We start from the raw sequence: 24,078 nt of genomic DNA, 5'->3' as shown, positions 1-24,078 counted from the left end.
ATCTTCCTTTTTTGCTTGTTAATCTCTCTTATAGGTTTAGCATTATATTATTCTACACCTATTTCTTGGGCAAAAAGCCTTAAAATAAATCACGCCAAAACCGATCACTCCGTCGAAATCAAGCAAACGATGGACAAGGCAAATGCTTTTTGGGATTCTGGAAAAACCGACAGTGCCATTTTTTATTTCAACAAAACACAATCACTATGTGTTCCAATAGAAGATTATGCAGATGATTATGTTGGCTCTTTAAACAATAGTGTAGAAATATTGCAGCGAAATGGCGATTATTATGAAGCCGAAACTAAACTTATAAAAGCTTTTCCTTACTTAGATAAAACAACAAATGTAAAGTATGCTGTTAATGCTTATACATTTATGGCTTATCACTACTACTATACTTATGACAACGAAAAGGCTTTGCACTATCATAAAAAAGCATTAAAAAAAGCCGTATCAACGTTTAGAAAAGCACGAATTTTGTCTGAAATTGCATTTACCTATATGCAACAAAAAAAATATCAAGAAGCAGTAAATTTATTAGAACCGCTTGTAAAATATAAAATTGAAGATAAAATAACTCCTTCGAATACAAATATTCAGCGTGCATCTATATTATATAATTTAGGTCTTTCTTACCTAAGACTTGGAAATCATAAAGAACAAGCTTTTAAGTGTCTTAACGAAAGTTTAGAAGTGACTCTTACATTAAACGATGATTACGAACTAATTGGAAATTATTATGCTTTTTATCTATATTATTCAAAATACAACAATCCAGAGTTAAAGAAAATCAATGCAATAAAAGCTTACAATTGCGCTAAAAAAGCAAAATCTATAACAAATCAAATCAATATGCTAACTGGACTTATTGAGGCCGACGATGCTAAGAATTCAAAAAAACATTGGGAAGTTTATAGTAGAATGATTGACAGTCTTGCTGTTAGCAGAAAAAAAGCAAAAAATCAATTTGCTGATGCTATATATAATTCAAAAAAAGATAAAGACGAAAATTTAGAACTCAAAAACCAAAAAGCAGAAAAAGAATTAGAATTACAAAGGCAAAAAAACAGAAGCTACATTTCTTATGTTGTAATTTTTGTCAGCATTGGAAGCTTAGTCTTCATCATTTTTTATGTAATTACGAAAGGCAGAAAGGAAAGCAATAACGAAGTTTTTAAGAATGAAATGCGTATTTCTGAAAAATTACAATTTGAACTTGAAAAAGACATTGACAAAATTTTATCCTTTACAGAAAACTACAACCTCGAAGAAGAAGAAAACAAAGAAAAATTTTTATTCTATTTAAATAACATTTACTCCAAAACCAGAAATATTTCTCGAGAAAATAGTGAAATCGCTACCAACGAAAATTTCGAAAAAGATTTGAAAGAAATGATTTCTGGATACACCAACCAAAAGCTAAATATAATTGTAAATGGTCTAAATGCTTTTTCATGGAAAAAAATTGACCGCGTAAAAAAAATTACTGTTTCTCGTGTTCTTCAGGAAATCCTTGATCACATGAAAACACTGAATGATGCATCTCTAGCGAGTATAACGTTTAAAAAAGAAGAAAGAAACATTCAAATAGTGTATATCGATAATGGTAAAAAAATAAGCTCTGAATATTTTATTTTAGAAAAAAGACTACAAAATGTGGAAAACCGTATTAAAACAATAAAAGGAACTCTTAATTTTGACAAAGAATCAGAAAATGGTTTTAAAATAAGTTTCAAATTTCCAATATAAGACAATTATGTTTAAAAAAGTTTTAGTTGCCGAAGATCTAGACAGTATCAGTATCGCAGTTGTTCAAGTTCTTGAAGAGTTACAAGTTCCTGTAATTCATCATGTTAAATATTGTGATGAAGGCTTACTTAAAGTAAAAAAGGCATTGGCTGATAAAGAACCTTACGATTTATTGATTACAGATTTATCTTTTAAATCTGATCATAGAAAAGTAGATTTAACCAGCGGAGATGAACTTATTGAAGCAATAAACAAAGTACAGCCAAAACTTAAAAAGATTGTTTTTTCTATAGAAGACAAAAGCTACAGAATAAAAAATCTTTTTAATGAATTGGGTATTAATGCCTATGTCACTAAAGGTAGAAACAGTATTGCCGAATTAAGAAATGCTATTGAAAGTACATTTAACAATGAAGAAAAAATACTTTCTTCAGATTTGTCATTCAATTTTAATGACAAATCTTTAATTGAAATTGAATCATATGATATTTCTATTTTAAAACTTTTATCTCAAGGATATATATTAGAAAGTATTTCTAGAGAGTTCAAAGATTCATCTATCACTCCTAACGGAACAAGCAGTATCGAAAAAAGAATCAACAAACTAAAAATTTACTTTAAGGCCAATAATAATGTGCATTTAATTGCAATTGCAAAAGATTTCGGACTGGTGTAATTTTTATTGCGCTTTACGGATTCCCGTAAGGATTACACTGTTTATACTGCTAAATTTGTGATAATCTATTAACCTACCATGAAACCAAAAAGTAAAGCGAGTATTGTATTCTCTAGAATTAATACTACACAAAATAAAATAGTTATGAAAACAATGTTACTTTGCCTTTTTTTATCGATAAGCTTTGCCTTTGTTTCTGAAAAAACGGGCTGGTTGGAAATTGACTGGAAAATGATTTTTATTCCAGCATTGTTAGTTTTACAAATTATAATTATTGGTACTGCCTTAAAAAATAGATACAAAAAGCACTAATTTATTTTAAGATAGGCTTAATTATTGCAGGAAGAGAGGTTTTAATCTTAGTCCCGTTAAATTTTTTCATGAAAAGAATTCTCTGCCTTGTCTTACTATTATTTACATTTTTATCTTTTGCACAAACCAAAGTCCTATCATGGAATATAGAAAACTTTGGAAAATCGAAATCTGATATTCATCTAGAATATATTGCCAAAACAATATCTACTTATGATATAATTGCAATTCAAGAAGTTGTAGCTGGAAATGGAGGTGCACAAACTGTAGCAAAACTTGCAACAATACTCAACCAAAAAGGAAGCAAATGGGACTACAAAATAAGTGATCCTACTTCTAGTAGCAGTTATAAAACCGAGCGGTACGCCTTTATTTGGAAAACTCACAAAGCCAAATTGAAAAACAAACCTTGGTTAGAGAAAAAATTTAGCGTAGAAATTGACCGGGAGCCCTATTTTGCCACGTTTGAAATTAACAAAAAGACAATCACTCTTGTCAATTTTCACGCAATAACTAAAAATAAACAGCCCGAAACCGAAATTAAATATTTTAAATTTTTACCAAACGAATATCCTGATTTAAATCTTGTTTTCTTAGGTGACTTTAATTGTCCTGAAAAACATTCTGTTTTTAATCCGTTGAAAAAAATGGGATATGATTCTGTATTAAAAAATCAAAAAACAACTTTAAAACATAAATGCAAAAACAATATTTGTCTTGCTTCAAAATTTGACAATATCTTTTATAAGACATTGAATCTAAAAGTAAACAATTCTGGAATCATTAAATTTTACGAAGATTTTGATTCTTTACAAAGTGCAAAGAAAATATCAGACCATATTCCGATCTGGGTTGAGTTTTCTTTAAATTAATTATGTTTTAAGTTTCTTTTTTCTTGCAGCAGGAAATAAAACATTGTTCAAAATCAATCTATATCCAGGCGAATTCGGATGTAAATCTAAAACCGTTGGTGGATCGCCAACCTGATGCTGAAAATCTTCTGGATCATGTCCTCCAAAAAAAGTAAACATTCCTTTGCCTTTTTCTCCATGAATATATCTTGACTCGCCATTTAACTCGCAAGTTCCCATAATTAAGATGTTCGATTTTATTAATGAAGTATCAAATGAAGTCGTTTGTCCCATAAAACCTTTTACCAATTGTGTATGATTTTGGCATAACATACTCGGAATAGGATCCCATTTTGCAGAAAATTCCATTAAAGTAAAATAATCCTTATCCATTGGTATTCGCCTTTTCGTCGTCATATCAATATCCGAAAACTCATATACTTCTGGTCTTCTTTCTAAAGTAAAATTTTTAAAAGCAAAAGAATTATTATAATTTAATTTTGACTGATAATTAGATTCACTAGGATCTCCGTCAAACATAGCTTCGCAAATATCTACTCCATCTGCAGCAAGTGCAATATCAAAACTATCTGTCGCAGAACACATGGCAAACATAAAACCACCTCCAATTACAAAATCTCTAATTTTTTTAGCAACTGCTCCTTTTTCCTGAGATACTTTTGCGTATCCTAGTTTTGCTGCCAAAGCTTCGGCATCTCTCTTTTGATCGATGTACCAAGGCGTATTTTTGTAAGCGGCATAAAATTTTCCATATTGTCCGGTAAAATCTTCATGATGCAAATGAAGCCAATCGTACATTAATAATTGATCACTTAAAACTTCTTCATCATAAATTGGGGTAAAAGGAATTTCGGCGTAAGTTAGAACTAGCGTTACGGCATCATCCCAAGGTTGTTTTCCTTTTGGAGTATAAACGGCAATTTTAGGTGCTTTTTCTAAAATCACAGATTCCATATTTTGAGAAGGGCTCGAAATTTCATTTAAAATAGAAGCTTGTTCGCTATCTGAAATTACTTCAAAACTTACTCCTCGTATTTTACATTCTTTTCTAATTTCATCAGCATCAGGAAGTAAAAAAGAACCACCGCGATAATTTAAAAGCCAGCTCGCTTTATAATCTCTGCTTAAACACCAATAAGTAATTCCGTATGCTTTTAAATGATTTTGCTGCGTCGATTCGTCCATCGGAAGTAAGATAAACGAAGCTTTAGCATTAAATGTAATCAATAGTATAAAAAAGTAGAATAAAGTCTTATTCATCAGAAAATTATTTTAGTAAAGATATAAAAGCCATCAGCAAAAAAAGAACACTTAGAATCTTTTCTGTTGAATATAGAATGTTAAATAAAAAAGCTTGAAGAAAATTGATTTTCAAACAATAAAAAAACAGGTAAAAACACCTATAATTTGGAAGAATATTCTCTATACATTTGCTATCCCAGGTTCATAAAACTAATCGCTGTAAAAAAAAACCAACTATGAAGTTTAATGAAAGTAATAACCAGCAAAAGGGTCTGAATATAATTCAGAAAATAGGACTATGTGTTCTTGTAATAACAATCATATTATATTATGTGCTGTCAATTCAGTTTTTGACAGCATAATATTTTAAATTGTTAAAACTGCCAAATCATTTTGAATAGCGTAGACAACCAAACCGGCAATATTTCGCGATTCTGTTTTAAGCAATAAATTGTTTCTGTGTCCTTCGATTGTTCTTGGACTTAAAAAAAGATGTTCTGCAATTTCTGCAGTAGTTTTCTGCTGGCAGATTAATTGCAGAATTTCAATTTCACGAGGTGAAAGGAAATTCGTTTCTAAACCGCCTCTGGCATTTTTAGGAGAAACTATTGTATCTTGAATTGTTTTTAAGACATTTTCGTTATAATAGAATCCTTTTTTTGCGACCTCATTGATTGTAAGAATCAAATCTTTTGGAGTAGTATTTTTAATTAAGTATGCTACAGCTCCAACTTGAATCATATTGGCAATAAACGATTTGGTATCGTAACTAGTCAATGCAATGATCTTAATGTCGGGAAATAGTTTTCTAATAATTTTTGTGGCTTCGACACCGTTTAAGATTGGCATCTTTAAGTCCATTATTATTATATCTGGTTTAATTTCTCTTTCATTTAATTGAGAAATTAACTCGTCACCATTTGAAGCCTCAAAAATAACGTCAATATTTTCTTCTCTTTGCAATAAAAAAGAAATTCCTTTTCGAAACAAAATTTCATCATCGACTAGAGCAATTTTAATAGCAGGATTCATCTTATTTGTTTTTGGTCGTTTATTTTGGTTTATCGAAATTACAAAATATGAATTAGAAAAAGTCTAAATACCCTATTTTATTGACCAAAAAGCTTCATAAAACACATAATTTGACCTAAAATGTAAAATTTACAACAATACCGTTATTAATTTCAGAGTTAATTTCAATTGTTCCTTGCAAAAATGATATTCGGCTATCGATATTTTTCATTCCTAAACCTTTTTGATTTTCGGCATTCGAACTATCAAAACCAACTCCGTTATCTTTATAGTCACAAATATTTACTCCATCTTTAGTGGCAAAAGAAATCCATATCTCAGATGCTTTTCCATGACGAATCGAATTATTCATTAATTCTTGTAGGATTCTAAAAATATGTAAATGTCTGTCTATTTCTTTCTCATCAAAATCAATTTCATTTTTATAATATGTTTTGACAGATTTACTAGATTCAAATTCTTCACACAATTCCTCGATACCAGCATTTAAACCAAATTTTTCAAAAACTGGTGGCAATAAATTATGCGCAATTTTTCTAGAATTATCTAATGCTTTTGTTGTTAAAGCGATTATATTTTCTGTAATTTCAGCTGTTTCAGCCTCTGTAAGGTTTGGAGCTGTAAGCAAATGACTGTTTAAGGAAACAATGTTTAATTTTGAACTAATATCATCATGAAGATCTTGCGCAATTCTTTTGCGTTCTTCCTCTTGTGTAACAATAATAGCATGTAGCTGTTCTTTTTGATATCGAAGTATTAAATCTATTTTCTCTAATTCTTTCTGAATTATTTTTTTTCTAGAAAAGTAAAAGAATATTATTAATGCGACTGCAACAATTATAAAAAACAGAGAGATATATAATATTATAGCAACTAATTCTTTTTCGGGGATTGAATTGGAGTTCATAATCTACGTTTAATAATACAAATTAGTTTTGTAAACCTTTTTTTGAAAAACTAACTTTCCATTCATACAAAATAAACAGATAATAAATAATATTCAAAAATGCATTTAACTGCCAACTCAAATATTTTAGATCATTATTTAAGACCGACGTTAAATTACCTATAATGTACAATACTGTACTTGAAAGCAAGTATAACATTATACCCATATTTACATAATAATAGGTCTTGTTTTCTGTGAGCATATTGTAGAAATGTATCAATGCAAAAACAACTATTAGCAACGATGTCAAAGTAATTTCAAACAAATTAAATTTTAAAAATTCTTGTGGCGTCTTAATAAATTGTATTGTCAGTACAAGCAGAGCAAGAAAAAGGCTAATTTTTACAAATTGCTTTTGAATTTTAATATGTAGAATCGAATTGTAAAATAAACCCAGTAATATCATTTGACCAATAAAAAAACTATTGACCAAAAACAAGTTATTCATTTTTAGCGAATACAATATTTCCATTGAAATTTGTATTAAAAATATAAATGCCAAGTAAGAAACAAAAAAAACATTAGCTTTTTCCTTGCGGAAAAAGCTAATTGAATATAGTACTAGATCAATTAATAAAATCAAATAACCTGAATATATTAAAAAATCAATCATTTTTTTACTATCAAAAATTAAAAAGGAGGGCTTGGACGTGAACCATCGTAAACTACTTCTTCAGCAGCTTCGTCGCCACCTAATCCGTCGGCTTTACCATAAACATTTATGTATTTACCAGTTTTCTCATCATATTGGGCTCCTACGAAAAGTAATGTTTTTTCTTTTTGATCGTTAATTCCAATATAAGCCCAAACAGCATCTGTGTCAAGCTCAAGTACTTTTTTCAAACTTTCTCTTGGTACTAAGAAAGCTTTTACTTTTTTCTTAGCATCTTCAACGCTTTGATCATCTTGATATCTTTGCTCCCACTCGTTTGCAGTAGCTACAGGAATCTGAATAGGTCCTGGAAAAGTTTCTTCATTCATAATTTAAAATTTGTTAATTGGTTAATAATTAAAAAAAATAATAGTTTATAATTGGTTTAGCTAAACTACTGATTTTTATTCTACAATTAACATAAAAACATAAAAAAAGCCTTAATAATAAGGCTTTTTGTTTTATTAAAACGGAACATCGCTATCATCATCGTCATCATTTAAATTACTTCCGAAAGCTTCATTAGCCGAAGGCAAGTTATTAGTAATAAATGAATTATCATCATGATTCATTTTTGACGGCAAATCATCATAATTACCTGAAAAATCATCAAGATTATCAAATTTTCCTAAGTGTCCTAAAAATTTCAAACGAATGTTCTCAATACCACCATTACGGTGTTTTGCGATCATAATTTCAGCTTGGCCAGCAGTTGGAGAAGCTTCTTCATCATCCCATTCTTCAATTTTGTAATATTCTGGTCGGTATAAAAACGAAACGATATCAGCATCTTGCTCAATCGCTCCAGATTCACGAAGATCCGAAAGTAACGGTCTTTTACTAGAACCACGCGTTTCAACGGCACGCGATAACTGAGAAAGTGCAATAACAGGAACGTTAAGTTCTTTTGCCAAAGCTTTTAAGTTTCGAGAAATTGTCGAAATTTCCTGCTCACGATTTCCTCCTCCTTTAGCATTTCCTCCTGCAGTCATCAACTGCAAATAATCTATAATGATAATTTTAATACCATGTTGCGATGCTAAACGACGGCACTTTGCTCTTAAATCGAAAATAGAAAGCGAAGGTGTGTCATCAATAAACAAAGGTGCTTTCTCTAAATCTTTCACTTTTGTACTCAACATTGTCCATTCGTGAGCCTCTAATTTACCTGTACGTAATTTTTCTGAAGACAAACCTGTTTCAGAAGAAATAAGCCTCGTAATTAACTGAACAGATGCCATCTCTAGAGAAAACAAAGCCACTCCATGTCCATATTGGATCGCAATATTTCTGGCCATAGAAAGTACAAATGCCGTTTTTCCCATTGCTGGTCTCGCCGCGATAATAATTAAATCACTCGGCTGCCATCCAGAAGTTAGCTTATCTAAATTATGAAAACCAGTTTCTACACCACTTAATCCTTCTTTTTTAGAAATTTCCTCAATTTTCTTTTTAGCTTGTAAAACTAAACTCTGTGCGGTTTCAGAACTACGCTTGATATTTCCTTGTGTAACTTCGTATAATTTAGATTCAGCTTGATCCAATAAATCAAAAACGTCAGCACTTTCATCATATGATGCTTCGATAATTTCTGAAGAAATTCTAATTAAACTTCTTTGAATAAATTTCTGAAGAATGATACGTGAGTGAAATTCGATATGCGCCGATGAAGCAATTTTCTGCGTAAGCTGAATCAAATAAAAATCTCCACCTGCCAAATCTAGCTTTCCGTTTTTCTTTAACTGAGTCGAAACGGTTAAGATATCAATTGGCTGCGTTTCGGTAAAAAGTTGTAAAATCGCTTCAAAAATATGTTTGTGTGCGTCTTTGTAAAAAGCTTCGGCTTGCAAAATATCAATTACATCATCTACCCCTTTTTTATCAATCATCATCGCACCAAGCACAGCCTCTTCTAAGTCAAGAGCTTGCGGTGGCAACTTTCCTTTTTCTAAGTTGATAATTGTGGTTTTGTCGACCTTAACAGGGTTTAAGTTTTTGAAATTTTCCATATAGCGAAAGTAGCAAAATTTAAAAAAAATCTGCTATCTAGTTATAACTAATAATTGTTTATAAATAATTCTGATTTGTTCATAACCAAAAAAAAATCCGAAACTGTAAGGCTTCGGATTTTAAGTCTCTTTGTATGAATTTACTCTTTATACTCGCCCATATTACTGTATTTGTCCATTCTTTGGGCAATTAAGTCGGCTGTTGATAAGTCTTTTAATTCATTATATCCTTTAGTGATGTATTCTGCAACCGTTTTAAAAGTTGTTTCACGGTCATAGTGCGCTCCGCCTAGTGGTTCTGGGATTACATCATCAACTAATTTTTGTTTTTTCATGTCAGAAGAAGTCAGTTTTAAAGCTTCTGCTGCACGCTCTTTGTACTCCCAGCTTTTCCATAAAATAGAAGAGCAAGATTCTGGAGAAATTACAGAGTACCAAGTGTTTTCTAACATGTAAACACGATCTCCAACACCAATTCCTAAAGCTCCTCCAGAAGCACCTTCACCAACAATAATTGTGATAATTGGCACTTGTAAACGAACCATTTCGAAGATATTTCTAGCAATAGCTTCTCCTTGTCCTCTTTCTTCTGCTTCAAGTCCTGGATATGCACCAGGAGTATCTACTAAAGTAAGAACTGGAATTCCGAATTTCTCTGCCATTTTCATCAAACGAAGTGCTTTACGGTATCCCTCTGGATTAGCCATACCAAAATTACGGTATTGACGTGTTTTAGTATTATATCCTTTTTGCTGACCGATAATCATAAACGATTGTCCGTTTATTTTACCTAAACCACCAACCATAGCTTTATCATCTTTAAAGCCTCTATCTCCATGAAGTTCTAAGAAAGTATCTCCGCAGATTGCTTTGATGTAATCTAAAGTATAAGGTCTGTTTGGGTGTCTTGACAATTGTACCCTCTGCCAAGCAGTAAGGTTTTTGTATATATCTTTCTTGGTCTCCTCTAATTTCTTGTTGATTTCCTTGCACGTTGGCGTTACGTCAACGTCAGATTCTTTTCCAATAATAACGCACTTTTCTAACTGTTCTTCAAGTTCTTTAATTGGAAGCTCAAAATCTAAATATTCCATGGATTTTTGAATTTTGTTTGTAAATCGAACCGCAAATATAAAAATATTATATCATTGGCGAAGTTAATTGTTATTTAAAGTATAAAAATGCAAATTAAAAATAAGTAAACTATTACAAGTTTTCTTTCTTGTTCTGATAATGTTTAAAAACACCGTTTAGAATAACTGTTATGATAATTATAACCGCTCCTACGTAAAATTCAACACTCATTTTTTCTTTTCCTCCTAGGATAAAATACGCCAAAACGATTCCGTAAACTGGCTCTAAATTAGTGGTTAACATTACTGTATATGGCGTCAATCGCTGCATTACTTTTACCGATGCAGTAAAGGCATAAGCCGTACAAATTGAAGCCAAAATCAATAACAAAACCCAATTATTTAAAGACATTTTGAAGAAATCTGCTGTAAATTTTCCTCGAAATAAAAAATAAATCGTTATAAAGAAAACTCCTGCACCAAACTCATAAAAAGTAATTACAGAAGGCTCATGATCTGAAATTAGCTTCCCATTCATCAAGGTAAACAAAACCCCTAAAATGATTGCTGCCAAGGCATAGTAAACTCCCGTAAGATATTTTATTTCTACTTGAAGAATCAGCCCTAATCCTGCAATAATGATTAGTCCGAAGAAAACTTCGTACCAAAGGACTTTTCTACCATAGAATAACGGCTCTAATAAAGAAGCAAAAAATGCTCCCAGAGAAAATATAGAAAGTGTAATTGAAACATTGGAAACATGGATTGCTTTAAAAAAGAAAATCCAGTGCAATGCAATTAATAAACCAACAAAAATCAATTTAAAAAATTCTTTGACAGGAACTTGAAAAGACTGTTTTTTAAAAGCTATAAATCCGCCAAGAAAAACCATAGCGATAAGCATTCTATACCAAACCAAATTTTCGGCATCAATTGTAATTAAAGCGCCCAAAATGGCAGTAAAACCCCAGATAAAAACAATTAAGTGAAGATTTAAATAACTTTTTAAATTATCGTTTCGCATTACGTAATAAGTAAACTGCTAAAATTCCGAAAACAATATTCGGGAACCAAACAGCCAATAAAGGTGAGAATGTAGATTTTTCGGCAAGTGTACCAAAGATTTTATCAAAGAATACGAAAGAAAATGCAATTGCTATACCAATTGCAAGGTTCATTCCCATTCCGCCACGACGTTTCATAGAAGAAACAGAAACGGCAATAATCGTCAAAATAAATGCTGAAACGGGAATACTGTATTTTTTATAAAGAACAACCAAATAGGTATTTATGTTTCCTGAACCTCTTTTTCTTTCTTTCTCAATAAAATCAATTAGCTTACCCAAAGGCAATGTTTCTGCGATATAAACAACAGGTGTTAAATCGGCCAATTCAAATTTAAAAGCAACATTTTTTTCTGGAGCTTTTTCGATTACATCATTTAATTCTCCTACGGTTCTCTTAGTATAATCGTATAAAACGTAAACCTTCTTTTTAGGATCCCATTTAATACGGCTTGCAGTAATTTTATAGGTTAGTTTTTCTTTTTCAAAATGTTCCAAAGAAAAATTAAAAGCCGTTTTAGACTCTTCATTAAAACTATTTACAAAGATAAAATCGTGGTCATTAATTTGCCTGTAAACATTGGTGTTTTCGCCACGCATTTCGGCTTTTCCGTTTCCTTTTAGATACGTATATCTAAAATTATTATAACCTTCACTTGCTGCTGGAACAATAAAAAATCCCATTAACAATACAAAAAGAGAAACTATAGTTGCACCTATAATATAAGGGCGTAAAAAACGCGTAAATGAAATTCCAGAACTTAAAATCGCGATAATTTCTGTATTGTTTGCCAGCTTTGAAGTAAACCAGATTACGGATAAAAACAAAAATATCGGAAACAGCGAATTAATAAAGTAAATCGTAAAATTGTAATAATAGAAAGCAATATCTCCAAACGGAATCTTGTTTTCGAGCATTTTATTTACCTTTTCAGAAACGTCAATTACGATTCCGATTGGCGCAAATAAAAGAAGCATCACAGAAAAAGTTCCGAGGTATCTTTTTAAAATGTATTTATCTATTATTGTTAACATAACAAAGTTTAATCGATTATTTGTTTAATCGTTTAACCGAAAAAACGATTAAACAAATAAACATATTTTAAAGTCTTTGGCTCATATTTTTAACCATCATTTCTTTCCATGGTCTAAAATCTCCGGCTAAGATATGTTTTCTGGCTTCACGAACCAACCACATATAAAAACCAAGATTATGAATGGTTGCAATTTGTTTTCCAAGATATTCGTTGGCAGCAAATAAATGACGCAAATAAGCTTTAGAATATTCTGTATCTACAAAAGTATGTCCCATTTCATCAATTGGAGAAAAATCAGCTTCCCATTTTTTATTCTTGATGTTAATTGTTCCGTTTGCTGTAAACAACATTCCGTTTCTTGCATTACGTGTTGGCATAACACAGTCGAACATATCAATCCCTAACGCAATATTTTCTAAAATATTAATTGGAGTTCCAACTCCCATTAAATAACGAGGTTTATCTTCTGGAAGAATTTCGCAAACTACCTCAGTCATAGCGTACATTTCTTCTGCTGGTTCACCTACAGAAAGTCCACCAATTGCATTTCCTTGCTGTCCAGCGTTAGCAATATATTCAGCTGACTGGCGACGCAAATCTTTATAAGTACTTCCTTGAACAATTGGGAAAAACGTTTGTTCGTAACCATATTTATATGGCACTTTTTCTAAATGATTGATACACCTGTCTAACCAACGGTGTGTCATGTGCATAGAACGTTGCGCGTAACGATAATCACAAGGATAAGGTGTACATTCGTCAAAAGCCATAATAATATCAGCTCCAATTGTACGCTGAATTTCCATTACATTTTCTGGAGTAAAAAAGTGGTAGGAACCGTCAATATGCGATTTGAACTTCACTCCTTCTTCTTTAATTTTTCTGTTTGAAGAAAGAGAATATACTTGATATCCTCCAGAATCAGTCAAAATATTACGATCCCAGTTCATGAATTTATGCAATCCTCCCGCTTTTTCTAAAATTTCGGTTTGTGGGCGTAAATATAAATGGTATGTATTTCCAAGAATAATATCCGGATTTATTTCTTCTTTAAGCTCACGCTGATGCACACCTTTTACAGATGCAACCGTTCCAACTGGCATAAAAATAGGCGTTTCAATTACGCCGTGATCAGTAGTTATACTTCCCGCTCTTGCTTTAGACTGCGGATCTTTTTGTAATAAATCGAACTTCATTTGTTTCTTTTTTCAGTCGGCAAAGATAAGCTAATTTCAGGGAAATTTAATTAATTAGAAAAATTGTGAATTATAAAATTGAGTTAATTCAAAAACAACATAAAACCTAAACTTCAGAAATTTTTAAATTTGAATAAAATCTATTAAAAATGAAATGCAGAGCTTCCATACTAAGCGAAGTCGAAGTTCTCACTCAGCATATTCACAACAATAAAAATTCAAAATGAACTTAGCACAAAAACTCGGATATCCTGAAAACACCAAACTATTAATCATTCACGCCGATGATGCAGGACTATCACATTCCGAAAATCAGGCAACTATAAAAACACTCCAAAACGGATTTGTTAATTCTTATAGCATAATGGTGCCGTGTCCGTGTTTTTTTGAGATGGCCACTTTTGCTAAAAACAATCCGAATTATGACTGCGGAATTCATTTAACTCTCACTTGCGAATGGGAGAATTATAAATTTGGCCCGATTCTTCCGGTTTCCGAAGTTTCAAGTTTAGTAGATCGAAATGGTTATTTTTATAAAACTCGACAAGATTTTAAAAACAAAGCAAAACCAGCTGAAATTAAAAAGGAGCTTACCGCACAAATCGAAAGAGCTTTGCAATTTGGCATTCAACCTACACATCTCGACTCGCATATGTGCAGTGTCGGCGTTACCCCTGAAATTTTAGAAATCTACAAAGAGCTAGGAAAAACATACAATTTACCTGTTTTTATTAATAAAGACTTTGTAGAATCAATTTCTCTATCTAATGAAAAATATAATTTTGATAATACGCTTTTGGCTGATAAACTTTTAATTGGATATTATGTTGACTTTGAAAAAGGAGAACTCAAAAAATCTTATGAAAAAGCTTTAGACAGCGCAATTTCTGGATTAAATGTTTTCCTTCTTCATCCTGCGTTTGATGATTTTGAAATGCAAGGCATCACAATAAATCATCCAAATTTTGGTTCAGAATGGCGTCAAATAGATTTCGATTTTTTTACTAGTGATGAATGCAAAGCAAAACTAAAAGAGAATAATATTCAATTAATTACATGGAAAGAAATTGGGCAATTGGAGCATCTTCCATTTAAAAAATAAGCTGATTTTTTATGCAAATATTATAACATACTGATTTTAAAAATATAAGTATTGAAACCATAGATTTCATAACTTTATAGTATACAAATATCTGTTTAATAATATTTAATATTGACATTATGATAAATTCAGAAGATAAAAATGCAGCAAAAGAAAATGAGATAGAAAGAAATCTGGAAAATCTAAATTATCCAGCAAGTGAGGATATTTACAATCGCGAAGACAAGTCAGAAAATATAGATCCAGAAAATATTTCGACTGACAAAACCATTACTCAAAACGACAACGAATGGAAACAAAACAGCGACAAACTTGGAAATGATTTGGATATTCCCGGAGCTGAATTAGATGATGAACAAGAAGAAATTGGCTCAGAAGATGAAGAGAACAATTATTATAGCGAAGGTGATACTGAGTAAAATTGCTTATTTATGAGATATAAAAAAAGCCCTCATTTGAGGACTTTTTTTGTTTTTATTTATTCTTAATTTCATAAATATCGTATCCATTTACCCAATCAATTCTTTTGATTCTGTTAGATTTTATTAGATTTTGAATTTCAGATTCAGGAGGGCTCGTTGAGTTAAACTTGAGTTTTTTACTCACTCTAGAAACTACATAACTTGACTTATCTAATTCGGTGTCAAGGAGTAAAATCTTTTTACTGGTAGTAAATTTGTTATCTGTAAATTTATCGAAAGAATTTATTGTCTCAAGAGATTTTCCCGTCACATAAACTTGATTAGCTTCTAAATTATTTAGCTTTTTATACAACAGATATACATTATTATCATTTGAAGGCATATATAAAACATACAAAAACAATGTACTAATCGAAATGACTATATATATTTTTTGAAAATGTTTTTTGATAATCGCAAAACCTGAAAGAGTGTTGAGAGATGATCCCAAAATCAAAATAAAAAAAGGAGCAATGTAAAGGTATAGCCTATCTGAGAAAGGATACATTTGAAAAACATTCAATATTAAATGCACTAAAACAACGCAAAAAAGCAACAAAATTTCTTCTTTAAATAATGATTGCTTTCTATAGAAAATAAAAAAAGGAACAATAAGAAGCATCATAAAAACTCCCCAAATTTCAAAAGCATTAAAGATAGAAGTCCACAAACCGTGAATAGTAAAAATCAAATATTTAAAAATTGAGCTATTAAGTGGTATAAATGTATCGCTCCAATATTGAACCATATAAGACTTTAATTCTGCCGCTCCTTTTTGCTTCATGAACCATAAAAAATAAACAACATATGGAATAGGGACAAGAATCGTAAGTATATTATTTTTTATAAATTTCAAAAACAAGCCAAAATTGTTGAATGAGTTCGATTTGAATAAATTATAAATCAAATATCCACAGCAAGCAAACAAACCAATATTTGACATCAAACTCCAAATCAAAAAGAAAATCCAATTGTACTTCTTAAATTTCTCCGATTGAAAATATACCAATAAACAGATACTTCCCGTTAAATCAATAGTATATTGTTTTACTGTCAATGAATTATTAACAATAAACGGATTGAAAATCAACACAATAAACAACAATAAAAATATTGGATTAAACTTATTTCTTTTTATAAATACATAAAACAATACTAAACCACTTATTGAAAAGATAAAACTTAAGATTTTAATATTTATCCAAAAACTAAATGGAAAAGTCTGAACAATAAACCTTTGAATCCATAAATATAAAGGTGGCGCAGATTGAAAAGAATCTAATGGATAAAGTAATTCTACAAAACCTGAGTTCTTAATATTGTTTCCCAATGAAATTTCATCACCATTAAAAGCAGGAAAAATAAACTGAATTATAAATCTTAGTATTATACCTGAAATTAAAAGAAACAAACAAACCTTTTTCATCTAATTGCGTATTTAAGTATACAATAAATAGCTCTAAAGCCATCTTTCCAACTTATTTTTTTTCCTTCTTCAAATGTTCTTCCATAATAACTAATCCCAACCTCATAAATCCTGATACCTTTAATTTTAGAAATTTTTGCAGTAACCTCAGGTTCAAAACCAAATCTCTTTTCGTGAAGTTTTACATTTTGAATAATCTCGGTTTTAAACATTTTATAGCAGGTTTCCATATCAGTAAGGTTAAGATTAGTGAACATATTACTCAAAAATGTCAAAAACTTGTTCCCTATACTATGCCAAAAAAACAATATTCTATGAGGCTTACCTCCCATAAATCTGCTTCCATATACTACATCGGCATAACCCTCTACAATTGGTCTCAGCAATATATTATATTCAGCAGGATCATATTCTAAATCGGCATCTTGAATTATTAATATATCTCCTGTTGCCTTACTTATTCCAGAATGAAGAGCAGCTCCTTTCCCTTTATTTATAGAATGCGTTAAAATTACAATATCCAATTCACTATTTGCTGCTTTATATTCATTAAATGCTTTTAAAGAATTATCTGAAGAACAATCATCTACAATTATAATCTCTTTTCTAATATTTTCTATTAATTCAACTTTTTTAATTTTGTCTAATATAAAACTTATGGTTTTTTCTTCATTATAAGCAGGTATAATGATTGATAGTTTTTGGCTCATTTTTTAGTTTCTATATGGTATTTGTTGCATTAGATTTTCTATCTAAAAATCATTATCAGGCAAAAGTTTTTCCTCCTAAATAAAAGATCTTCTTTTTAAAAAATTTGGGCAAATATAATTGTTTTATGACACGCTCTAGATTCTTTTTTAAGATTTATTTAAGATTTAATAAACTAACAACATATATATCAAAAATCAATAAATTCTAAGAAATTCCGTAGCAAGTTTTTCTTTATTTAATTGCATTAAATCGCTTCATCAAGCAAAACATTTTCTTAACCGTAAAAAACACACTTAAAAAAAACAAAAAGCAAAAACATGCGTTATATTTTTTTTCATAACATAAAAAAAATAGCAAAATTTAACAATTGTAATAAAACTAAAGCAAAAAATCATTTGTCTGCACACAAAATAACGCCTACTTTTGCTTCAGTTTAACTTTTACATATAAAATGAAGCCTAACACACAACAATTAAGCGATTTAACGATCCAAGTAAGAAGAGATATTCTTAGAATGGTACATGCTGTAAACTCTGGACACCCAGGTGGTTCTTTAGGTTGTACTGAATTTTTGGTTACACTATATCAAAATATAATGGACCGCAAAGAAGGTTTTGACATGGACGGAATTGGAGAAGATTTATTTTTCCTTTCAAACGGACACATCTCACCTGTATTCTATAGCGTTTTAGCACGCAGCGGATATTTTCCAGTTTCAGAATTAGCTACATTCAGATTATTAGATTCTCGTTTACAAGGACACCCAACAACACACGAAGGTTTACCTGGAGTTCGTATTGCGTCTGGTTCATTAGGACAAGGTTTATCTGTAGCTCTTGGAGCAGCTCAAGCTAAAAAATTAAACAAAGACAATCATATTGTATATAGTTTACACGGAGACGGAGAATTGCAAGAAGGTCAAAACTGGGAGGCTATCATGTATGCATCTGCTAAGAAAGTAGACAACATTATTGCAACTATCGACTTAAACGGAAAACAAATTGACGGAACAACTGACGAAGTTTTGCCAATGGGAAGCATTCGCGCTAAATTTGAAGCTTTTGACTGGGATGTTTTAGAAATTAAAGAAGGAAACAGCATCGATGCTATCATTGCTGGTTTAACTGACGCTAAATCAAGAACAGGAAAAGGAAAACCAGTTTGTATTTTATTACATACAGAAATGGGTAATGGTGTAGATTTCATGATGCACACTCACGCTTGGCATGGTAAAGCACCAAACAACGACCAATTGGCTAGTGCTTTAGCTCAAAACATTTCAACTTTAGCAGATTATTAAAAAATGCTTTAAGCAGTAAGCATTAAGCTTTAAGCCTATTGCCTACAGCCTATTGCGTATAGCAAAAAACAAAATGAAAAAATACGAAAATACAGGAAGTAAAGATACTCGTTCTGGTTTTGGAGCGGGAATGACTGAATTAGGTCAAAAAAACGAAAATGTTGTTGCATTATGTGCTGATTTAATTGGATCATTAAAATTTGATGAATTCAAAAAAAATCACCCAGAGCGTTTTTTCCAAATCGGAATCGCTGAAGCTAACATGATTGGAATCGCTGCAGGTTTAACAATTGGAGGAAAAATTCCTTTTACTGGAACTTTTGCTAACTTCTCTACAGGTAGAGTTTATGACCAAATTCGTCAATCTGTTGCTTACTCAGATAAAAACGTAAAAATCTGTGCTTCTCACGCTGGTTTAACTTTAGGAGAAGACGGAGCAACTCACCAAATCTTAGAAGATATTGGTTTAATGAAAATGTTGCCAGGAATGACTGTAATCAATACTTGCGATTACAACCAAACTAAAGCTGCAACTTTGGCATTAGCAGATCATCACGGCCCAGCTTATTTACGTTTCGGACGTCCAGTTGTAGCAAACTTCACTCCTGCTGACGAGCCTTTCGTAATCGGAAAAGCAATTATGTTAAACGAAGGAACAGACGTTACTATTATCGCAACAGGACACTTAGTTTGGGAAGCGCTTATCGCTGCTGAAGCTCTTGAAGCAAAAGGAATTTCTGCAGAAGTAATCAACATCCATACAATTAAGCCTCTTGATGAAGAAGCTATTCTAAAATCTGTTGCTAAAACTAAATGTGTTGTTACTGCAGAAGAACACAATTATCTTGGAGGTCTTGGAGAAAGTGTTTCTGGAGTATTAGCTTTAAACAATCCAACTCCACAAGAATTTGTAGCGGTTAAAGATAGTTTTGGAGAATCTGGAACACCAGAACAATTGATGGAAAAATACAAATTAAACAATCAAGCGATTGTTGAAGCTGTAGAAAGAGTAATCAAAAGAAAATAATTTTACGTTTTCTTACTTTATAAAAGAGCCTCGAAATTTACATTTCGAGGCTTTTTATTTTAATCAACTATCTTAGCTTTTAATACCAAGAAAGAGGAATTTCATGCCAAGCATTTACAACATAAATCTTGAAATTTCCTGAAACTTCAAAGTTTTGATACCAAGCTTGCTCACTATATGGTGCTTTTGGAGTCCAAGTAGCCAATAGAAACGTTTTACTTCCAGACACCGAACTATCCATAACTAATGATGCACTCCAAAACAAAGAATTTGCAGCTATATTGCTACCATCTACTTGCATAGGAGTTGTTTCTGTTTTCCATGTACATCTCCAAGTTGAACATGAACGATATTGCATTAATGATCTTAAAAACATTTTACTTGAATAAACAACATTATTTAAAAGAACTGTCTCATTATACAAGTCTAATACATGTCTATATCTCATTCCTGGCACATTAAAACTACCTTCGTCTGTAACAAATGTTTTAATTCTATTTTCGTTCGGAATAACATATCTACTTGTTAAATCTTTAGTAGATTTCGAAACACTTAATAATTGACCATAAACTACTAAATTTTCTTTAATACTAATAAGTTCCTTTGGACTCTTATTAATTTCATTCTCTGATAGAAGATAGAAATCACGCTCATTAAGCCACAATACCTTACCACCAATTTTAACTTTTGATTCAGTATTTAGAACTGCTTCTAATGCATCTGAATAAATAATTCTTGTTTCTGAAAGAACATCTTCTTCCATAGCAGTTGATTCATCAGAAACTTTTGATAATGAATTTACTCCTTTCGAAGTAATCCAATCCTGAAGGCCTTTACTATCTAGTAAAGCAAGATCTGAGTATTCTTTAATAAAAGACTCTTCATTTTTAAATGATAACATTTTACCATCTAAAACTGAAGCTGAAGTTTCTTTTGAAGAAGCAACATCTTGATTTACCTGATCTTCGCTACTACATGACAAAATAGTAAGCCCTAAAAATAATGCAATTAATTTTTTCATTTTGTAAATTTTAATATTATTCTTTCAAAATTAAAATCAAAAGAAATAAATTCCTTACGTGATTCCGTAAAACATAATAATAATTCTTACAATAAACATAACTAACTAATAAACAATGCCTAAGAAAAAAACTTTAACATATCATCAATTGCAACAAATCTATACAGCTTTGGATATTACATAAAAAAAAAAGACCTCGAAATATTGATTTCGAGGTCTTTTTTTTATGTAAATCTTATTTTAATTTTTCTGATAAGGATATGTTTTATCAAGATGAATTCTCAAACGTCCTGGTGCTGTATAATCCTCAGGAACAAACTTACGAGGATTTGTTATAGACTCAGGCTTAGTTGGGTCTGTAAGTGCTCCAGTTGGTCTTCTTGGAATAGCCCAAATTTCTGTTTCGTCTATATTTGGAGTATCAGGATTATCTGGTACTGGATTGTAAGGATAGTACAAACTGATACCATAATTAAAAGGCTCTCCATTTAATGTTCCCCAACCAATCTGATCACTAGGTTTTGAAATTTCAAATCTCGTCGTGTAACCATCCCCATCATCATCAAAATCCATGAAATCAGGAATTCCGTCTCCATCTGTATCGTCTATTAACTCTTTTGGCAAATTAGGATATCTGTCCGTATCTCTTTGGTCATATAAATATCCATCACCATTAATATCTTCTAAATAAGATGGAACACCATCACCTACTGTAGCTTGTGAAGAAGAGCTGTACTCAAGATCAGATCGTTTTAAAGCAAATAACTTAAAACTAAATACTACAGGAGAATACGAAGGGATACCCACTTGCGCATCAGCATAATAACCTAATCCTGATGGCAAGAACATTACCCCAGCACCATAACCATCATAGGAAATAGTCCCATCATCTGCTGTTGGATTTTTAGTTCCAACGTTAAATTGAGGTATTATCTCTCCCCAACCGTCTATTGCGTGTCTTGCTGCGTAAATATTCAAATCTAAATCAACAGCTAACCCATAGGAACTATCAAATTGAGTATTATCTAAAAGTGTTCCGACATAAGCAACCTTAACAGCATCAAAGTTACATGGCCTGTCTCCAACACCTTTATTTAAAGATAAATAATAAACTTTATAATTTACATCATGACTATAAACAGGTCTAGTTTGCAAAGGATACTCTTTCTGGTCCCAAATCGAAACTTGAGTTCCTCCAGCTGGAATTTTTTCTATTTTAACATCAAAAGTTGTTTTATCTACAACAATATAATTAGTCTTTAAAAATTTTTCAATAGAATCATTATCTGCTTTATACTGCTCTGCATAATCCCTCAAAGGAACAACCACTACATTATCGTCATCATTTTTATTACAAGAAACGATGGCAAGGCCAGCAAGCAACAAAACAAAATAATATTTAAATTTATTCATTATTATCATTTTTTTAGGTGCGCAAGATACAATATTGATTTATTTTTGTAAAGAATTTAACTTGGATTTTAGAAAAATTATGAGAATAGATAAATACTTGTGGTGCGTTCGTTATTACAAGACCAGAAACATGGTTACTGAAGCTTGCAAAAAGAATCAGATCACTGTAAATGGGCAAGTTGCGAAACCTTCAAAAGAAGTTTTTCCTACAGACAGAATCACCTTTAGAAAAGATCAAATTACACAAATTATAACGGTTTTAGATATTCCGCAAAATCGAGTTGGCGCAAAATTGGTAGATCTTTATCAAAAAAACGAAACTCCACCAGAAGCTTTTGCCCATTTAGAGATGCTAAAACTATCTAAAGAACATTCTAGAAGAACTGGTGCCGGACGTCCAACTAAAAAAGACCGAAGAGACATTGATGATTATGGAGATGATGTTCATGAAGATGATGAAGACCATGACGATCTTTAAATAGTAATTGCAATAAAAAATAGGACTTTCAATAAATTTGTACATTAGCAAAAAAATATATCATGAGCAGCAATATAATCTTAACTAATCAAGAAATCGAACATAAAATAAAACGTATCGCTTATCAAATTTACGAGACTTTTGTAGACGAAGAAGAAGTTGTTATTGCAGGAATTGCTTCTAACGGATTTGTTTTTGCCGAAAAAGTTGCTTCGGCGCTTAGCAGCATCTCTACCCTAAAGGTCTCAATCTGCGAAGTAAAAATAAACAAACAAAATCCGCAAGAAGCGATACAAACTTCATTAAGCACTGAAGAATACAAAAATAAAGGATTAGTTCTGGCTGATGATGTCTTAAACTCAGGAACCACATTAATCTATGCTGTTCGCCATTTCTTAGACGTTCCGCTTAAAAAATTCAAAACAGCAGTACTTGTTGATAGAAATCATAAAAAATATCCAGTAAAAGCAGATTTTAAAGGAATCTCGCTTTCAACTTCTTTATTAGAGCATGTTCAAGTAGTTTTCAATTCAGAAAATGGCGATTATGCTTCTTTAAGCTAATATTTCTAAAATATCCTGAACCGTTTCTTCGACAGATTTATCATCAACTGAAACTTTATGTTTTGCTTGATTGTAATAATAACTTCTGTCGAATAAATGTTTCGCGATAAACTCTTTCATTTCTTCCTCATTCATATTAGCAATCAAAGGGCGTTTGCTTTTGTTATGCACCAATCTATTATATAAGGTATCAATTGATGCTTTTAAATATACAGAAGTAACATCGTCTCCTTTTAGCAATTCATGATTATTAGCATAACATGGAGTACCTCCTCCAAGACCTATAATATTATTATCTGAAGATTCTAGCAATTCGACGAACATTTGGTGCTCTAATTTTCGAAAATGCACTTCTCCATGCTTCTCAAAAATCTCATTTATGGATAAATTTGCTCTTTCTTCGATGCATTTATCTAAATCTAAGAACGGAATATTTGTAATTTTTGACAAATTTTGGGCAATAGTAGACTTTCCGCAGCCCATATAACCTAACAACACAATTTTTTTCATATTAATAAAACCTTATAAACTAAGCATTTGAGAATTTTTCTAAAAAAAAGACAAATTTATGATAAAATAGCTTGGAAACTTCAAAAAAAACTCCTTATATTTGCACCCGCATTCAAGAAATTAAATGACTCGATAGCTCAGTCGGTAGAGCACATCACTTTTAATGATGGGGTCCTGGGTTCGAGCCCCAGTCGGGTCAC

The 24,078-nt window shown here is 31.3% G+C and carries 24 protein-coding genes and 1 tRNA gene; 11 read left to right on the top strand and 14 right to left on the bottom strand.

What is annotated here, in order from left to right:
* The first annotated feature begins 15 nt into the window (after positions 1 to 15).
* The 4 genes from AC1Q5Z_RS23205 to AC1Q5Z_RS23190 all read left to right on the top strand — a co-directional run bounded on the left by AC1Q5Z_RS23205 (position 16) and on the right by AC1Q5Z_RS23190 (position 3,612).
* Positions 16 to 1,752 (top strand): ATP-binding protein, encoded by a 1,737-nt coding sequence (locus AC1Q5Z_RS23205; protein WP_343589538.1) that lies wholly within the window; start codon positions 16 to 18, stop codon positions 1,750 to 1,752.
* Between the two features lie 7 nt (positions 1,753 to 1,759).
* On the top strand, positions 1,760 to 2,428 hold the full coding sequence (locus AC1Q5Z_RS23200) for a DNA-binding transcriptional response regulator (RefSeq protein ID WP_198858136.1): 669 nt from the start codon (positions 1,760 to 1,762) through the stop codon (positions 2,426 to 2,428).
* A gap of 78 nt (positions 2,429 to 2,506) precedes the next feature.
* Positions 2,507 to 2,740: a hypothetical protein gene (locus tag AC1Q5Z_RS23195; RefSeq protein WP_492447074.1), complete on the top strand. Its 234-nt coding sequence runs from the start codon at positions 2,507 to 2,509 to the stop codon at positions 2,738 to 2,740.
* A gap of 68 nt (positions 2,741 to 2,808) precedes the next feature.
* Entirely contained in the window at positions 2,809 to 3,612 is an 804-nt protein-coding gene (locus AC1Q5Z_RS23190; RefSeq protein WP_343589534.1) for an endonuclease/exonuclease/phosphatase family protein, read from the top strand.
* Here AC1Q5Z_RS23190 and AC1Q5Z_RS23185 read toward each other — a convergent pair whose 3' ends face one another.
* From AC1Q5Z_RS23185 to tgt, 9 genes are all read right to left on the bottom strand, one after another.
* Entirely contained in the window at positions 3,613 to 4,872 is a 1,260-nt protein-coding gene (locus tag AC1Q5Z_RS23185; RefSeq protein ID WP_198858138.1) for an asparagine synthetase B, read from the bottom strand.
* A gap of 348 nt (positions 4,873 to 5,220) precedes the next feature.
* On the bottom strand, positions 5,221 to 5,886 hold the full coding sequence (locus tag AC1Q5Z_RS23180) for a response regulator transcription factor (RefSeq protein WP_278020611.1): 666 nt from the start codon (positions 5,884 to 5,886) through the stop codon (positions 5,221 to 5,223).
* Positions 5,887 to 6,001: 115 nt separating this feature from the next.
* Complete coding sequence (locus tag AC1Q5Z_RS23175) at positions 6,002 to 6,793, bottom strand: sensor histidine kinase (RefSeq protein WP_198858140.1); 792 nt, start codon at positions 6,791 to 6,793, stop codon at positions 6,002 to 6,004.
* Between the two features lie 672 nt (positions 6,794 to 7,465).
* Positions 7,466 to 7,816, bottom strand: a complete 351-nt coding sequence (locus tag AC1Q5Z_RS23170; protein ID WP_198858141.1) for a hypothetical protein — start codon at positions 7,814 to 7,816, stop codon at positions 7,466 to 7,468.
* Positions 7,817 to 7,951: 135 nt separating this feature from the next.
* A complete protein-coding gene (dnaB, locus tag AC1Q5Z_RS23165; RefSeq protein WP_198858142.1) occupies positions 7,952 to 9,496 on the bottom strand; it encodes a replicative DNA helicase in 1,545 nt (514 codons plus the stop codon).
* A 140-nt stretch (positions 9,497 to 9,636) separates the two neighbouring features.
* A complete protein-coding gene (locus AC1Q5Z_RS23160) occupies positions 9,637 to 10,590 on the bottom strand; it encodes an acetyl-CoA carboxylase carboxyltransferase subunit alpha (RefSeq protein ID WP_198858143.1) in 954 nt (317 codons plus the stop codon).
* A 112-nt stretch (positions 10,591 to 10,702) separates the two neighbouring features.
* Entirely contained in the window at positions 10,703 to 11,593 is an 891-nt protein-coding gene (locus AC1Q5Z_RS23155) for a DMT family transporter (RefSeq protein ID WP_343589529.1), read from the bottom strand.
* Positions 11,580 to 12,668 (bottom strand): LptF/LptG family permease, encoded by a 1,089-nt coding sequence (locus AC1Q5Z_RS23150; RefSeq protein WP_343589527.1) that lies wholly within the window; start codon positions 12,666 to 12,668, stop codon positions 11,580 to 11,582. Before AC1Q5Z_RS23150 ends, AC1Q5Z_RS23155 begins: the two co-directional genes overlap by 14 nt.
* A gap of 67 nt (positions 12,669 to 12,735) precedes the next feature.
* Complete coding sequence (gene tgt / locus AC1Q5Z_RS23145; protein ID WP_026727521.1) at positions 12,736 to 13,866, bottom strand: tRNA guanosine(34) transglycosylase Tgt; 1,131 nt, start codon at positions 13,864 to 13,866, stop codon at positions 12,736 to 12,738.
* 223 nt (positions 13,867 to 14,089) lie between these two features.
* On the opposite strand from tgt, the gene AC1Q5Z_RS23140 reads away from it, so the two are divergent.
* Together AC1Q5Z_RS23140 and AC1Q5Z_RS23135 are read left to right on the top strand one after the other, a co-directional pair.
* Positions 14,090 to 14,968 carry a polysaccharide deacetylase family protein gene (locus AC1Q5Z_RS23140; protein WP_492447070.1) on the top strand — a complete coding sequence of 293 codons (879 nt, stop codon included), beginning with the start codon at positions 14,090 to 14,092 and terminating at the stop codon, positions 14,966 to 14,968.
* A 119-nt stretch (positions 14,969 to 15,087) separates the two neighbouring features.
* The gene (locus tag AC1Q5Z_RS23135; RefSeq protein WP_198858147.1) at positions 15,088 to 15,387 is read left to right on the top strand and encodes a hypothetical protein; all 300 of its coding nucleotides are present in this window, start codon (positions 15,088 to 15,090) and stop codon (positions 15,385 to 15,387) included.
* A 55-nt stretch (positions 15,388 to 15,442) separates the two neighbouring features.
* Here AC1Q5Z_RS23135 and AC1Q5Z_RS23130 read toward each other — a convergent pair whose 3' ends face one another.
* Both AC1Q5Z_RS23130 and AC1Q5Z_RS23125 read right to left on the bottom strand, forming a co-directional pair.
* Positions 15,443 to 16,855, bottom strand: a complete 1,413-nt coding sequence (locus AC1Q5Z_RS23130) for a hypothetical protein (RefSeq protein WP_492447068.1) — start codon at positions 16,853 to 16,855, stop codon at positions 15,443 to 15,445.
* Entirely contained in the window at positions 16,852 to 17,565 is a 714-nt protein-coding gene (locus AC1Q5Z_RS23125) for a glycosyltransferase family 2 protein (protein ID WP_343589520.1), read from the bottom strand. The genes AC1Q5Z_RS23130 and AC1Q5Z_RS23125 overlap by 4 nt, the downstream gene beginning before the upstream one ends.
* Before the next feature lie 452 nt (positions 17,566 to 18,017).
* Between AC1Q5Z_RS23125 and AC1Q5Z_RS23120 the strand changes: the two genes are divergently transcribed.
* Together AC1Q5Z_RS23120 and AC1Q5Z_RS23115 are read left to right on the top strand one after the other, a co-directional pair.
* Entirely contained in the window at positions 18,018 to 18,866 is an 849-nt protein-coding gene (locus AC1Q5Z_RS23120) for a transketolase (protein WP_095931688.1), read from the top strand.
* Positions 18,867 to 18,939: 73 nt separating this feature from the next.
* Positions 18,940 to 19,893 (top strand): transketolase family protein, encoded by a 954-nt coding sequence (locus AC1Q5Z_RS23115; RefSeq protein ID WP_111285966.1) that lies wholly within the window; start codon positions 18,940 to 18,942, stop codon positions 19,891 to 19,893.
* 79 nt (positions 19,894 to 19,972) lie between these two features.
* On the opposite strand, the gene AC1Q5Z_RS23110 is transcribed toward AC1Q5Z_RS23115, so the two are convergent.
* On the bottom strand, positions 19,973 to 20,914 hold the full coding sequence (locus AC1Q5Z_RS23110) for a hypothetical protein (RefSeq protein WP_492447065.1): 942 nt from the start codon (positions 20,912 to 20,914) through the stop codon (positions 19,973 to 19,975).
* A 240-nt stretch (positions 20,915 to 21,154) separates the two neighbouring features.
* Positions 21,155 to 22,327: a BamM family beta-barrel-assembly machinery protein gene (gene bamM / locus AC1Q5Z_RS23105; protein ID WP_492447063.1), complete on the bottom strand. Its 1,173-nt coding sequence runs from the start codon at positions 22,325 to 22,327 to the stop codon at positions 21,155 to 21,157.
* A gap of 79 nt (positions 22,328 to 22,406) precedes the next feature.
* Between bamM and AC1Q5Z_RS23100 the strand changes: the two genes are divergently transcribed.
* Together AC1Q5Z_RS23100 and AC1Q5Z_RS23095 are read left to right on the top strand one after the other, a co-directional pair.
* The gene (locus tag AC1Q5Z_RS23100) at positions 22,407 to 22,805 is read left to right on the top strand and encodes an RNA-binding S4 domain-containing protein (protein ID WP_286966681.1); all 399 of its coding nucleotides are present in this window, start codon (positions 22,407 to 22,409) and stop codon (positions 22,803 to 22,805) included.
* A 62-nt stretch (positions 22,806 to 22,867) separates the two neighbouring features.
* Positions 22,868 to 23,368: a phosphoribosyltransferase domain-containing protein gene (locus tag AC1Q5Z_RS23095; RefSeq protein WP_492447061.1), complete on the top strand. Its 501-nt coding sequence runs from the start codon at positions 22,868 to 22,870 to the stop codon at positions 23,366 to 23,368.
* Here AC1Q5Z_RS23095 and AC1Q5Z_RS23090 read toward each other — a convergent pair.
* Complete coding sequence (locus AC1Q5Z_RS23090; protein ID WP_343589509.1) at positions 23,360 to 23,878, bottom strand: shikimate kinase; 519 nt, start codon at positions 23,876 to 23,878, stop codon at positions 23,360 to 23,362. The two genes, AC1Q5Z_RS23095 and AC1Q5Z_RS23090, sit on opposite strands and share 9 nt — an antisense overlap.
* Before the next feature lie 126 nt (positions 23,879 to 24,004).
* Here AC1Q5Z_RS23090 and AC1Q5Z_RS23085 point away from each other — a divergent pair.
* Positions 24,005 to 24,077 (top strand) — tRNA-Lys (locus AC1Q5Z_RS23085).
* Position 24,078 lies beyond the last annotated feature (1 nt).

Source organism: Flavobacterium sp. GW823-FHT06G12 (assembly GCF_058794775.1).
Note: the sequence above shows the minus strand (reverse complement) of the source record. Positions and strands in the feature narration are given on the sequence as shown.